The sequence below is a fragment of the Bacillus sp. AFS012607 genome (genome assembly GCF_002558005.1).
Classification (GTDB): domain Bacteria; phylum Bacillota; class Bacilli; order Bacillales; family Bacillaceae_G; genus Bacillus_A; species Bacillus_A thuringiensis_S.
The window spans coordinates 97,448-113,006 of sequence record NZ_NTVM01000009.1; the positions used below are offsets into that span (position 1 = coordinate 97,448).

Below are 15,559 nucleotides of genomic sequence, written 5' to 3' on the forward strand. Positions count from 1 at the left end.
TGATTTATTTTATTGAACAAACAAAAGCATGCATAATCATTTCATTATTTTTGGAAAATAACCAACTTTTTCACCATGAGCTAATAACTGCTGTATAAATTCTTTATTAATTGCTGGTACTTTCAATTCTTTTTTCTTAATCCATTCATTCGTTCTACGCGTACCCATTACAATTTCAGATTGCTGCGCTCCATCTCCTGCAACTTGAGAAGCAATTAACTCTGCTATTACTTCATTTCCCTTTGCTAATTCAAGTCCGGCATTTTCATATTCTGAAAGTGTAACCAGTTCAAGATTGTATCCACACTCTCCAATTAGCTGTATAAATTGTTCAAACTCAATTTGATGTGGATGACAGATGTGCAATGTTTCTCCATCTATTTGTGAATCTTGTACATACGTTACAATTGATTTACTAGCAAAATCAATTGGTGTGAAATCAACTTTCCACTTCACATTTGGTGCTTTTCCAATTAATAGCATTGTTTTAATAAGACGATAAAATGCGTTTCCTTCAATATTTTGTTGGAACGAACCTGTTTCTGAATGACATGCTAAATTACCTGCACGATAAATATTTCCACGCAAACCATTTTTCATTGCTTCACGAACAATGTTTTCCGCTTGTAGTTTACTATTTGAATATACATTCTCTAAGTCTACACTGTAATTAAAATCACCAGTTTTCATGTATGTATCCCATTGATCTACTGCTAATTCTAACGGGATACCAATCGTAGAAATAAAATGGAATGTAGCATCTTTTTCCACTAATGCTAGCATACGGCTAGTTCCTTGGACATTTATATTTTCAAATTGTTTTACATCTCCAAAATGTCTTACATCTGCACCGCAATGAATTATCGTATCCATCTTAGAACTGATGAACATAAATTCTTCTTCGCTCATCCCAAGATACTCTTCTCCCAGATCACCAGCTACGGCCTGTATACGCTGTAACCATTCTTCACATATATCATTAAAGTAAGCTGTTAATGTATCTATAATTCTTTGCTGCACATCTTTGGTTGGTCTTACTAAACAATAAATAGTAGCAGATGTATCTCTCAGCAATTCATATAATATGTGTGATCCTAAATAACCAGTAGCTCCTGTTAAAAAGACATTTGAAATCTGGGTTTCTTCCAAAACGTTTGCATACGTAATAGTATCCGGTTCGTGAATCACTTTATATTCACGAAATACTTCTTCTTTCTCTACTTTTACTTCTCGCTCAATTCGAGCTAATCCATATATCGTTCTTTCTTTAAAGAAATCTTGAATTGTTAAATGTGAGAAATCTTCTTTTAACAATGTTAAGACTCGTAATACTTTCAATGAATGTCCACCAATTGTAAAGAAATCATCATGCACTCCAACTTTTGAAATTCCTAATACTTCCGCCCAAGCGTTCGCTATTTGTTTTTCTGCTTTATTAGAAGGTGCAACATATTCTTGTAGACGAACCGGTTCATACTTTTCTTCTAACTGAGCTAACTTCTTAACATCAATCTTTTTATTAGGTGTAAGTGGTAATTCATTAATATAAATTAGTTTAGATGGCACCATATAATCTGGTAATTGCTCTTGTAACTGATAAACTAATTCTGGTATTTCTTTTTTATTTAAAGTTGTATAGAACGCGATTAAATATTGGCTACCTTCCTTACTCTTCTTAGCAAAAACAGCATTTTCTTTTATATTATGATTTTGAGAAATTTTACTTTGGATTTCTCCTAGTTCAATACGATGTCCTCTAATTTTTACTTGATCATCTTTCCGATGTAAAAACTCTATATTTCCATCCTCTAGCAACTTAACAATATCACCTGTTTTATATATATTAACTATAGGATTAAAAGGGTTCGGAATAAAAGCTTCAATTGTTTTATTAGGTTTATTAAAATACCCTTTTGCTAATCCTACTGAATCTATATATAATTCACCAGGTACACCAATTGGACAAAGATTCATATTCTCATCCAAAATCATAACTTGATAATTAGAACATGGTTTACCAATGGGAATACTCGCAACATCCTCATTTAACTGACTAGGTATTTTATAAGTTGTCGTCACTACTGTACATTCTGTCGGTCCGTATACATTATGAATTTCAACATTTGTACCTATTCTTTCTCTCCACAATTTAATAACCTCTACAGGCAACATTTCACCGCCAATCGCAATTCTTTTTAGGGAAGCTAGCTTATATATATCTTCTTCTGCTAAATAAGTTGCTACTTGTCGAACAAAAATTGTTGCTAATGCCAAGATCGAAGTTGCTTTCACTTTATAGATTGCATGTGCAAATGCTTCTACAGACAATCGCTCTTCCTCTAATAATACATACAAGTTTCCTCCACAGAATAAAGAAGCAAATGACTCCCATACAGAAGCATCGAAACTAAAGGAAGGAAATTGGGCAAATACATCCTCTTCTGTCAATTCATATTGCTTTTGCATCCAAATGTACAGATTAACAACGCCTCTATGTGCTAACATCGTTCCCTTTGGATTCCCTGTTGAACCAGATGTATAAATCATATAAGCTACATCATCACAATGAATAGACAACTTTACATCTATATCTTCACAAGTTTCACTATCATACATTGAAACTGTTTGAACCCCATCACATGTTATAGGCGTCTCTTTCATCAATATAACTTTCGCTTGGCTATCTTGAATAATGTACTGTATTCTACTTTCCGGATAATCTGGATCAATCGGAACATACGCTGCACCAGCTTTTAATATAGCTACCATACTTACTACTGTGTCTATGCTACGTTTCATAAATATTCCAACATAGTCTCCTAATTGGACGCCGTTTTTAATTAACATATGAGCTATTTGATTACTTTTTTTATTTAGCTCCTCATAAGTTAAAGTACCTTCCCTTGAAGATAAAGCTATACGATTTGGAAATTGAGTAACAGTATTATAGAACATATCGACGATACTTTTCTCAGGATATACTGCTGTCGTATCATTCACTTGACTATAAAGTGCCATCTCGGCCTCTGTAATAACATTAAAATCATTTATATAATTATTATTATTTTGTAATGCATTGATTAAAACACCTTGTATTTGTTGTGCATAACGAGTAATCGTTGTCTCTTTCCAATTAACACTATTAAATATTATTTCTACGCTTTGCATATTTTTACTGAATACAAATTGTAATGTATTCGTGTCTTGTAGCTCATAATATGTTTCACCAATAATAATAGGTGACATTTCATATAATGTATTACCGTTTTGAAACTCTTCTATTTCTTCCTCATTCATTTCTTTAATTTGTTCCAGTTGCTCTTCAATCTGTAAATTCAAACTTTCATAGGAGAGAAAATTAGAAATTTCAATAGTAATCGGAAATAAACTTCCTCTTACATGATAAAGCACGACAATATGTTTTTCTTTAGAAATATGATATAACCACGTTGCAGTCGCTCCTATTAAATCTACAATGTGAGTCAAATTTGGAAATAGTTCAGTTTTTCTTTTTACCCCAAATTCTGTTCCTTGAACATCTTTAGGTATTTTAATACTTCCTTCTACTTTTCCTAAAAATTCTTTTACCATCTCATTATAAGAAATTGCTAATTTCATATTTATGTAAATTCCTCTCTCAAATATAATAAAGGTGTGAAAATTCACACCTTTTTCATCCCTTATTAACGGGCAAATTAGTTCAATTCATAATCAAAGGGGGATCCCCCTTCGATTAGAATTGATCTTTCTTCTTATTCACTTTTAAACTCACCAATTAGCTCTTGTAATTCCTGAGAAAGCCAACTTAAAGAAGTCGCTAATTCTGCAATATCTTGTACTGATATTTCTTGCTCTTTCATGCTTTCTTCAACATTACTACTGCTGTTGGCATAAGTATTTGCAATATGTGATAATTCATTTACGACTTGAACAATATTCTGGCTATTTTGTAAAATGTCACTCGAATTACCAGAGACAGCTTTTACTTGATCTGTAACAGATTGCGCTGATTTTGAAATTTTTTCAAAGAAATCTCCACTACTTTGAACAAGTGAAATTCCAGTTTCTACTTCTTTTGAACCTTTTTGCATTGAAACTACAGCATCTTCTGTCTCAGCTTGTGTTTCACCAATTAATTTCGCTATATCTTTTGCAGACGCTTCAGTTTGTTCTGCTAATTTTCGTACTTCATCAGCAACAACTGCAAACCCTCTTCCAGCTGCTCCAGCACGTGAAGCCTCAATAGAAGCATTTAAAGCTAATAAATTTGTTTGATTTGAAATACCTGTAATTACAGTTACGATATCACTAATTTCTTTTGACCTTGTTTCTAACGAATAAATGATGGAAGATAAATCCTGTACTGCATTTTGGATTAAACTCATTTGATTAATAATTTGTCCAATCACTTCATTACCTTCAATTGAATGTTGCTCCATACCTTCAGAAGCAACCGCAACTTGTTTTGCAGCCCCAGTTATCTCTTCTACCTTATCTTCCATTCCATGTACAATTCCTAAACATTGTTGTACTGAAGTTTTTTGAGACTGTGCCCCTACTCTTAAACCTTCAATAGAACTTGCAATCTCTTGAACTGCCATACTGTTTTCCTCTGTACTCGCCGACAATTCTTGTGAAGAAGAAGAAACTTGCTCAGCAGTTTGCCTTACTTTATCTATAATCCCTTTAAATTTTTCAATCGTGTTATTGAAATAAACATTAATAATTCCAATATCATCTGGTCTTTCTTTTAATTTAATACTTAAATCACCTTCACCAATTTTACGTAATCCTTCTCGTAAATCTTTTAATGGAGCTAGCGAGTGACGCACGATAAAGAATTGAGTAATAGTCGCAATTGCTAATGAAATAATGATAAAGAGTAAGCCCTGTATCATAAACTTCTCTTTTGTAATAGGAACAATGGAAGCATCTAAGTCAGCCGCAATAATTGCAACAATATTGTTTTCTCCATCTGTAATTGGTTCTAATATTGTCACCCACGAACCTATTTCATCTTCATATACTTCTGTCATTTGGGCCTTTTTCGTATCAATGACCTTATCGTACGCCTTCATCCAATGAGCGGGTTGTTCATAATAATCTCCCGGCTTTATAGGGAATGCATTTGTTAACTCTGTAGTCAAACCAACGAGTTGTAATTCCCGCTTTTCATTCGGCTTTGCTCCTGTAACATACGTTTGTCCAACACTTTTCAATTCTTTTGACACTTCATCTAATTTCTCTGTTAACTTTTCTTTTTTCACTTTTTCGGCTGTAGGATCTTTCGCCATGTCTCTAACTAATTCTACATCCAATTTTTTCAACACTATTTCTCCTGTTTCAATAGACTGTCTTTCAAATAAAGACATCATACTATTTTGAAACATGTTGAAACTTAACGCACCCATACTTCCAACAAGTGTCAAAATAACTAATACGGTTAATAAGACGTTCTTTTGAAGGAACGATAACTTATGCCAATATTTTTTCATTAATATCCACCTTCCTTAATGATTCTAAACAAAAAAACAAAATATATGAATATTTTGTTTAAAGATGTTTCTCAATATGTTCGAGAATAAAAAAAAGCCAATGTAAAAGCATTGGCCAAGACCAACCCTATCCGTCCGGTAACTGGCTAGCATAGCCTTTCGACCTTAGCTCCTGTAGTTTTGCGTCCTCATGTTTCCATCAGTTTGCCTTTCTCGCTGAACGAGTTGAACGATATGGGAGTTCTATGAGAATCATATATTCTCTATCAAAGGTTACAACATATAAATCAAAATGTCTACTTATTTAGAGATATAAATACAAATTTTTAACGAATTGCTTTTTCGAAATAATTTCAAAAAGTACGTGAATGTTACTTTTTTTGTGTTATATAATAAAAAATGTATAAATAACAAGGATTTCTTCGGGTATTTATTTAATTTTCATTCAAATTAAACTATTCGAATATATCTTAACTAATGAATTTCGGAGGTAGTTTATCATGTTTTGGCTACAATTTCTTACCTTGTTACTCTGTATTTTTATTGGTGCACGCCTAGGCGGAGTTGGTTTAGGAGTAATGGGTGGAGTTGGTATGGCAATACTCGTTTTTGTCTTCCACTTACAACCGACCGCGCCTCCTATCGATGTAATGCTTATGATTTTGGCAGTAATTACAGCCGCTGGTGCTTTGCAAGCTGCTGGAGGAATGGACTATCTTGTTCACCTAGCTGAAAAAGCATTACGAAAAAATCCAAAGCGTATTACTTTTTTTGCTCCAATTGTTACTTATTTATTCACACTATGTGCAGGTACTGGTCACGTTGCCTATTCTGTACTTCCTGTTATTGCAGAAGTCTCTCGTGAATCAGGGGTTAGACCGGAACGCCCAATGTCGATTGCCGTAATCGCTTCTCAACAAGCAATTACAGCTAGCCCAATTTCAGCTGCCACAGTTGCTCTTTTAGCAATGTTAGCTGACTATAAAATCACTTTATTAGATATTTTAAAAGTGAGTATTCCTTCTACTTTCATTGCTTGTATGTTAGCAGCATTCGTTGCTAGTAAGATGGGAAAAGAATTAAATGAAGACCCTGAATACTTAAAACGATTAAAAGAAGGAATGATTCCTAAGCTTGAAGAGAAAAAAGAATTTGTAGGTGTAAAGGGCGCCAAATTATCAGTTATCCTTTTCCTTGTAGGAACCTTCCTTGTTGTACTTCTTGGTTCATTTGAAGCACTTCGTCCAGGATGGATAGTTGATGGGAAGTTAGCCCGTCTTTCCATGCCGAACACAATTGAGATGGTTATGTTAACTATCGCGGCTCTTATTATTATTTTCTGTAAACCAAATGTAGAAAGCATTGTGTCTGGTAACGTCTTTAAAGCAGGAGCAACAGCAGTTGTTGCTATTTTCGGTATCGCTTGGATGGGAGATACTTTCTTTAATGGAAACTTAAATATGATTCAAGGATCTATTCAGCATTTAGTAACAAGTGCACCTTGGCTATTTGCCATCGCACTATTCATTCTATCTATTTTACTGTACAGCCAAGCAGCAACAGTACGTGCCTTAATGCCACTTGGACTATCCCTTGGTATTCCACCAGCACTACTGATTGCGATGTTCCCTGCAGTAAACGGATATTTCTTCATTCCAAACTACGGGACAATCGTTGCTGCCATTAACTTTGACCGTACTGGTACAACAGGTATCGGTAAATACGTATTAAATCATAGCTTTATGATTCCAGGCTTAATTGCAACATTTACTTCTATCGGAATTGGAATGCTTTTAATTTCTATTATGTTTTAAAGAAAAAGCACAAACCCTTATTTAAAAAGGTTTGTGCTTTTTTAATAAGGGTTTGTTTAAATTTTTTGGGCAGTCTACTTCTCGATGTAGCACTTAAAATACTACATGTCCTTTTCTACAAACTTCTCTTTACTTCTTCAGCTAATTTTCTCGTACTTTCATACGCAGATTCAGCTAAACTAATTGCTGAAATAACTGAAACACCGTCCGCACCCGCTTCTATAACTGCCGCTGTATTTTCAATTGTAATCCCACCAATACCAACGATTGGCACTGTAATTCCTTGTTCTCTAAAATAAGCTAATCCTTTCGTTCCTTGAACCGCTTTCGTATCTTTTTTCGTACTCGTTGGGAAAATAGGTCCAACACCTAAATAATCTGCTCCATTTTCGATTGCAAAGCGTGCTTCTTCAATTGTATGAGCAGATACGCCGATAATTTTATCTCCCATTTTTTCACGAACAGATGTAATCCCTTCATCATTTTGTCCTACATGAACACCATCTGCATCTAATTCAATGGCTAATTCTACATCATCATTTACAATGAAAGGAACACTATATTCCTTACAAAGCGTCTGCAATTCTTTTGCAAAGCGCACTCTATCTCCTCCGATTAAAGAACCTTCCCCCTTCTCGCGAAACTGAAAAAGTGTCACTCCACCATCTAACGCTTCTTTCAATACAGCTAAAGGATCCCTCGTGCAGTTATTACTTCCCATAATAAAATACACTTGTAATAACTTAGACATTTTCTTTGTTTCAATGCGCATCGTATGTTTCATCCCCCTTACTCTAACTCCTCAATCTTCCCATACTTCTCAATATCAGCTGAAGTTGTATTCGCTAATTGATTTAAAAATTCAATTTGGAAACTACCTGGCCCTTTTTCTACTGTTTTAACAGCTGCCAGTTCCGCAGCTACACCATAAAACGTTAATGCGGCTACTACTGCTTTTACATAATCTTTTTCTACTGCTACAAATGCTCCTATTACCGAAGTTAGTAAACACCCTGTTCCCGTAACCTTTGTTAAAATAGGATGACCATTTCGAATAAGAACAGTTCGCTCTCCATCTGTAACAACATCTTCTTTTCCAGTAATGACAGCAACTGTATTTAGTTCATCTGCTGCCTGCCTTGCAATACTTACAACATTGCCATTTCCAGTACCAGCGTCTACCCCTTTAATTTCCCATTTCTCATTAATAACGTTTGCTATTTCAGCCGCATTGCCGCGGATAATTGCTAAATCTATTTCGGCTGGAATATGTCTCGCAACTTCTGTTCGATACGAAGTTGCTCCTGCACCAACTGGATCAAATAGTACTGGCACATTGTTCACATTTGCTGATTTACCAGCAAGTAACATCGCTTCTACTTCCTCAGGACGAAGTGTTCCCATATTTAATACTAACGCTCCAGCAATGCTAGCCATTTCTGCTACTTCTTCTTTTGCATACGCCATTACAGGCGATGCCCCAAGTGCCAACAAACCGTTAGCAGTAAAATTTGTTACAACAACATTTGTAATATTATGAACGAGCGGATTAGATTCTCTCACCAAATCCACTACTTTACTAATTTCTTTCATATTCATCCTTTTCATCTCCTAACTATAATGATGGGAGATACACAAAAAGGCACTTCGCGCGTACGCAAAGTGCCTGAACATGTGCTTTTACACTCTCCCTACGCTGGCATTATCCAACAGGTTCAAATGGTCAATGACGGACTAGTAGCCATACTCTCAGTTTGTATCCACAAACTCCCATGTGTTTCTTATTCATCTACTTCAAAGTCTACTCTTATTCTAGTAAAATAACAAGTTCTTTACTTTTCTATATAAAGTGAAACTTTAATCAGTGAGGATTTTGTTCATTCCACTAAAAACAGCTCAAATATGAAGCGAAACTGAATCTCAAGAAGATGTATGCTATATTTAACTTATGGAAATTTGAAAGGATGTTTTTAATATGTCAAAAAGCGTTGTAATCGCTGAAAAGCCTTCCGTTGCACGAGATATTGCTCGTGTACTGAAGTGTGATAAAAAAGGAAACGGCTATCTTGAGGGTAGTAAATATATTGTAACTTGGGCTTTAGGTCATCTCGTTACATTAGCAGATCCAGAAAGCTATGATGTGAAATATAAACAGTGGAATTTAGAAGATTTACCGATGCTACCAGAGCGTTTGAAATTAACGGTTATTAAACAAACTGGTAAACAGTTTAATGCTGTAAAGAGTCAGCTACTTAGAAAAGATGTAAATGAAATTATTGTAGCAACAGACGCTGGACGTGAAGGGGAATTAGTCGCACGCTGGATCATCGATAAAGTTAAGCTAAACAAACCAATCAAACGTTTATGGATTTCTTCTGTAACCGATAAAGCAATTAAAGATGGTTTTGCAAATTTAAAACCAGGTAAAGCCTATGACAATTTATACGCTTCAGCAGTTGCACGTTCAGAAGCTGACTGGTATATCGGTCTTAATGCAACTCGCGCTTTAACGACTCGCTTTAATGCTCAGTTAAATTGCGGTCGTGTACAAACGCCTACTGTCGCTATGATTGCTAGTCGTGAAGATGAAATCAAGAACTTCAAAGCACAAACTTACTACGGCATCGAAGCTCAAACGATGGAGAAACTCAAACTTACTTGGCAAGATGCAAATGGCAATAGCCGTAGTTTTAATAAAGAAAAAATTGATGGTATTGTAAAAGGTTTAGATAAACAACATGCTACTGTTGTGGAAATTGATAAAAAACAGAAGAAGTCATTCTCTCCTGGTCTTTACGATTTAACTGAATTACAACGTGATGCAAATAAAAAGTTCGGTTACTCTGCGAAAGAAACATTAAACATTATGCAGAAGTTATATGAACAACATAAAGTGCTAACGTACCCTCGTACAGATTCACGCTACATTTCATCTGATATCGTTGAAACACTTCCAGAACGTTTAAAAGCATGTGGCGTTGGAGAGTACCGTCCTTTAGCACATAAAGTATTACAAAAGCCTATCAAGGCTAATAAATCATTTGTTGATGATAGTAAAGTAAGCGATCATCATGCGATTATTCCAACAGAAGGATACGTTAACTTCTCAGCATTCACAGATAAAGAACGTAAAATTTATGATTTAGTTGTAAAACGTTTCTTAGCTGTTTTATTCCCAGCATTCGAATACGAGCAACTAACATTACATACTAAAGTTGGTAGTGAAACGTTCATTGCACGCGGAAAAACAATTTTACATGCTGGTTGGAAGGAAGTATACGAAAATCGATTTGAAGACGATGATGTAACTGATGACGTAAAAGAGCAGCTTCTACCCCACATCGAAAAGGGCGATACATTAACTGTAAAGTTAATTATGCAAACATCAGGTCAAACGAAAGCACCTGCACGCTTTAATGAAGCAACTTTACTTTCAGCAATGGAGAATCCTACAAAATATATGGATACGCAAAATAAACAACTTGCTGATACGTTAAAATCGACTGGTGGATTAGGTACTGTAGCGACACGTGCAGATATTATCGACAAACTTTTCAACTCTTTCTTAATTGAAAAACGTGGTAAAGATATTCACATTACATCAAAAGGTCGTCAATTACTTGATTTAGTACCAGAAGAGTTAAAATCCCCTACGCTAACTGGTGAATGGGAACAAAAACTTGAGGCTATCGCAAAAGGTAAGCTGAAAAAAGAAGTATTCATTTCTGAAATGAAGAACTATACGAAAGAAATTGTTTCTGAAATTAAATCGAGTGATAAAAAATATAAACATGACAACATTTCAACGAAGTCTTGTCCAGACTGCGGTAAACCAATGCTAGAAGTAAACGGCAAAAAGGGAAAAATGCTCGTATGCCAAGATCGTGAATGTGGTCATCGTAAAAATGTATCCCGTACAACAAACGCTCGCTGTCCGCAATGTAAGAAGAAACTAGAATTACGTGGTGAAGGTGCAGGTCAAATCTTTGCATGTAAATGTGGCTATCGCGAGAAATTATCAACATTCCAAGAGCGACGTAAAAAAGAATCTGGAAACAAAGCTGATAAACGTGACGTTCAAAAATATATGAAACAACAGAAAAAAGAAGAAGAACCATTAAACAACCCGTTCGCAGACGCATTAAAAAAACTAAAGTTCGATTAAACAAAAAGGTTCCTACCGCTCTCGGTAGGAACCTTTTCTTAATGAATGATTTTACTTCCTTTTGCATTCTCAACAAATTTTTCACTTGATTTGTTAATTGGTGTTTTCAGTAATAACGCAGCAACAATCATAACTACTACGAAAACACTTAACACAAGTAAATCTCGTGTTACGATATCCCAAAGCATTCCGCCAACTGTTTCACGAATTGCACTAATTGCATACGTGAACGGTAAGAACGGATAAATTGCTTGGAAGAACGCTGGTGTCATTTGAATTGGGAATGTTCCGCCCGATCCTGCTACTTGCAGTACAAGTAAAATGATCGCCATCGATTTCCCAACGTTTCCGAAAATAGAAACGAGTGAGTATACGATACAAACGAAGACTCCACCAATAAATAAACTAAATAACACAAACCAGAACTTATCGACTACGTACGTACCGAGTAAGAATATATCTCCCATCGATACGATAAACGCTTGTGAAAGACCTATCGTTAAGAATGTTAATAAACGTCCGAAGTAAATTTCATGGCTCTTATAATTCGCGCCCTCTTCGTGTACTTCTACTGTTAATAATGAAACCATTAATAATGCGCCTACCCATAATGCAAGCACTGTATAGAATGGTGACATTGCTGAACCGTAGTTCGGCATCGCAAATAATTTATTCTCTTTTAAATTTACCGGATTCGCAAAGTAATCACTTTGCTTCTCAACATCATTTTTCAATAAGCGTATGATGTCTTTTAAATCCTCTTCAGATTCAAAATCACGAATTTTATCTGCTAATTCTTTAATCTTTTTCTCAGTAGCTGGCATTTCAGCTTTAATGTCTGCTAATTTCTTTTTACCATCTACTAAACCTTTTGATGAATCTTCTAGTAATTTTTTAACATCTGGAAGCTTTTTGTCTGCCTCTTTTAAAATTTGAGATGTGTTTTTAGACATCTCTTTTGTGCGAGCAATTGCTGCATTGAAATTTGGAGTGATTTCTGAGTCATATTTAGCTAAAATGTCACCAATTTGGCCCGAAACACTTTTAGACACTTGATTAATACTTTCAATAACATCTGCTGCTGGTTTTTGACCTTTATTAATAGCGTCAATTCCTTTATCAGTTAACTCCATTCCTTTTTGTAAACCATCTTTTGCTTTATTTAACTTAGAAATTGTACCATTAAGGTTTTTATCACTATTCACATCAGCTAACACTTTATTTGTACTTTCCAGAACTGGAATCATGTCATTAACTAAATTCCAACTTGCTTTGAACTGCCCATTCAAATCATTTAAGGCTACTTTTGTAGAATCTAATCCATTAACACCTTTGTTACTTAAGTCTTCTCTTGCTTTTTCAAGCTCTGTTTTTAATCTGCTGTAATCATTTACAGCTTTATCATATTTCTCTCTACCATTGTTTAATATCTCATTAGCCTTATTTATATCTTGATTTAAATTGCCTCTAAGCTGCTGTGCATTTTCTTGCGCATTTTCAGCCTTACTTTTCAGTTGCTCAGCTGTACTTACTGCTTTTTCAAAATCAGCTACAAACGTTGCATTATAATCCTTTTCAGCTTGATTTACTAAATTATTTACTGCATCTAATTTTTGATTTACAGCATCTCGCACATCTTGTTTAACTTCTTGTCCGGAACTAATTAAATCTCCTACATGCTTAACCCTATTGTTAGCATCCACCATAGAATTTTTAAGCACCGTTAAACTTTCCACTCTGTTTCCAAAGAACTGTTTACCGAATTCCGTGGAAGCTGATTCCTTGAAAGCTGTAAAGAAATCAATCAAATATGAAACACTATCGATACGCTCTTGGAGGAGCTTTGAAGCATCCTGCACATTTTTCTGTGCTACAGCTGGATCCACGCCTTTATTTTGAAGGCCATTCATAACACTCTTTACATATGCCGTTCCAACACGAGTAGAATTGAAAACAGTGTTTACAGTTTGATCAATATTTTTAGCAATATTTTTATACCCTTCACCATTCACTTGTGGTAATGCTGGAATCTCTGGTATTTGTGGAATAGTTATATTAGGTAAGACTGGTAATTTAGCTGGATCTGGCAATGTCAGATTAAAGTCAAATGCCGGATTTTTTAAGTAATCCGTAATTTTCGCTGCAGCATCCAATCCCTGCTGCATTACCATTAAATTATTCTTAATAGTTCCTGGAGCACGTTGCAATGTTTCATCATTTCTCGCAAAGAATTTATCTAAATTCCCTAACGCTTCTTGCCCATCATTCATAACACTCTCTACAACCGGCAACTCTTTTTGCGCCACTTTCACAATATCTTCTGCTCGAGTCGCATCATCTAACGCCTTATCCATGAGTGTATTCATTTCTGGGAACTGCGCTTCTAACTTAAATACAAGATCTTTTACTTTTTCGATACTTGGTAAGTTTGTTTCTAAATCGATTCCAAGGTCATTGAAAATTTTAAAAATCTCACCGTTTGCTGTTTTTACAAAGTTTTTACTAATTTCTTCTGTAATACCTGATGCACCTTTTGCTGTAATCTTCGGTGCAATCGCGTTTACTTTTTCATTCACATAATAATCCAGTTCTGGTTTTTTCGGATTTTCATCCAGAACAGTTGCAATTTTTTCAGAGAAGTCTTTTGGAATCGTAATACTTGCATAATAATCCCCACGCTCAACTCCGTAAATTGCTTGTTTTTCATCTACAAATTTCCAGCCAAGATTTTTGTTTTTCTTAAGGGAGTCTACAATCTCTTTCCCGATATTAATGTCTTTCCCTCTTAAATTAGAACCTGCATCTTGGTTAGAAACTGCAATGGGAACCTCTTTTGTATTTCCATACGGATCCCAAGAAGCTTTAATGTTAAACCATGCATATAACGATGGTAAAATCATTAATCCTAAAACAATAACAATTGCAGCCCAATGTTTGGCTACATTCCGTAAATCTGTCTTATAAATACGCCAAATCTGTTTCATAGAAGTTATCACCTAATTATATATTTTTCCTTCTTTAGAAAATGATACATACATTTTGCAATTATATCACTTTCTACATCGTGTATTAACCAAAAACGTACTATTTTTTCCCATTAACTTTCACTTACTTCATTATATAACGAAGTGAGTCAAAGTATGAATACAAAATGACCAAATCGGTTTTACATTCAATAATAACAAATATATATGAAATGTCATAAAAAATACAAGTATTTTCTCTTGGAAATACTTGTATTCCTAAAAAAAATCCTCACAGCTTTTATTCTCTGTGAGGATTTCTTCTATTATATATCCAATTGAACCTCTACACCGAAATGATCTGAAATTACATTTCTGTTTGTACCATTAAAAATAACTTTTGAAGAATGAACCTTTTTACTTTGGTTACACAATATTAGATCGATTCGCAAACTATGTTTATTTTCATCCCAACCAGCAATCTCGCCTTGGACAGTCGTTCCTTCATCCTTCTCTATTGCTAATTCATATGTGTCATACAACCCTTTTTGCATCATATACTCATAACCTTCGCCTTTCAATCGAGCATTGTTATTAAAATCTCCCATTAAGAAGGCGAGCTTATTGCTATCTACACGCTCCATCAAACGATCGACTTGACCTTTGAATGACTCTTCTTCATCATTCCACCAACCGAGATGGCAAGAGTAAAACGTTATATCCTTACCATTATAAGCAAGTGTTGTACTTACAATTTTACGCGTTTTCCAATACGTTGTATCCTCGTTTTCTGAAATAAAGAACGTATCTTCTTTTATAATATTATGCTTCGTTATAATCGCTAATCCTTCTTCATACACGTCATAACCAATATGAGAGAAATCCCAAGTAATATTGTAATCTTTTACATGTAGCGCTTTTAACTCTTCTAATAGTAAAAGTCCAAAATTATCTTCTTTCTTGTTACCGCATACATTTTCAGCTTGTATGGACTGACTTACTTCTTGCAATGCGATGACATCGTACTCTTCTTCTTGAATTACTTTAGCAAGGTATTGTATCTTTTCTATTTGATTCTCTTCTTGCCAAGAATGACAGTTTAAAGTTAGCAATTTCATATTA

The 15,559-nt window shown here is 34.8% G+C and carries 8 protein-coding genes and 2 riboswitches; of the genes, 2 read left to right on the top strand and 6 right to left on the bottom strand.

The genetic code is table 11. The annotated features are described in order from the left end of the window. Window positions 1–36: 36 nt before the first annotated feature. Window positions 37–3,618 carry a non-ribosomal peptide synthetase family protein gene (locus CN409_RS09725; RefSeq protein ID WP_097980814.1) on the bottom strand — a complete coding sequence of 1,194 codons (3,582 nt, stop codon included), beginning with the start codon at window positions 3,616–3,618 and terminating at the stop codon, window positions 37–39. 134 nt (window positions 3,619–3,752) lie between these two features. Beyond that, entirely contained in the window at window positions 3,753–5,495 is a 1,743-nt protein-coding gene (locus tag CN409_RS09730; protein WP_000761081.1) for a methyl-accepting chemotaxis protein, read from the bottom strand. Window positions 5,496–5,629: 134 nt separating this feature from the next. Continuing rightward, window positions 5,630–5,714, bottom strand: a riboswitch (cyclic di-GMP riboswitch). 281 nt (window positions 5,715–5,995) lie between these two features. Here CN409_RS09730 and CN409_RS09735 point away from each other — a divergent pair. After that, the gene (locus CN409_RS09735; protein ID WP_000498722.1) at window positions 5,996–7,309 is read left to right on the top strand and encodes an anaerobic C4-dicarboxylate transporter family protein; all 1,314 of its coding nucleotides are present in this window, start codon (window positions 5,996–5,998) and stop codon (window positions 7,307–7,309) included. Window positions 7,310–7,424: 115 nt separating this feature from the next. Here CN409_RS09735 and thiE read toward each other — a convergent pair whose 3' ends face one another. Continuing rightward, complete coding sequence (gene thiE, locus CN409_RS09740) at window positions 7,425–8,093, bottom strand: thiamine phosphate synthase (RefSeq protein WP_003255464.1); 669 nt, start codon at window positions 8,091–8,093, stop codon at window positions 7,425–7,427. Window positions 8,094–8,098: 5 nt separating this feature from the next. Next, on the bottom strand, window positions 8,099–8,908 hold the full coding sequence (gene thiM, locus CN409_RS09745; protein WP_001056107.1) for a hydroxyethylthiazole kinase: 810 nt from the start codon (window positions 8,906–8,908) through the stop codon (window positions 8,099–8,101). Between the two features lie 72 nt (window positions 8,909–8,980). After that, window positions 8,981–9,093, bottom strand: a riboswitch (TPP riboswitch). A 191-nt stretch (window positions 9,094–9,284) separates the two neighbouring features. On the opposite strand from thiM, the gene topB reads away from it, so the two are divergent. Beyond that, window positions 9,285–11,474 carry a DNA topoisomerase III gene (gene topB, locus CN409_RS09750; protein WP_000047318.1) on the top strand — a complete coding sequence of 730 codons (2,190 nt, stop codon included), beginning with the start codon at window positions 9,285–9,287 and terminating at the stop codon, window positions 11,472–11,474. 38 nt (window positions 11,475–11,512) lie between these two features. Here the strand turns inward: topB and CN409_RS09755 are convergent, their stop codons facing one another. Together CN409_RS09755 and CN409_RS09760 are read right to left on the bottom strand one after the other, a co-directional pair. Beyond that, on the bottom strand, window positions 11,513–14,458 hold the full coding sequence (locus CN409_RS09755; protein WP_097980815.1) for a YhgE/Pip domain-containing protein: 2,946 nt from the start codon (window positions 14,456–14,458) through the stop codon (window positions 11,513–11,515). Between the two features lie 305 nt (window positions 14,459–14,763). Continuing rightward, window positions 14,764–15,555, bottom strand: coding sequence for an endonuclease/exonuclease/phosphatase family protein (locus tag CN409_RS09760; protein ID WP_000771990.1), 792 nt, complete (start codon window positions 15,553–15,555; stop codon window positions 14,764–14,766). Between the last annotated feature and the right edge of the window lie 4 nt (window positions 15,556–15,559).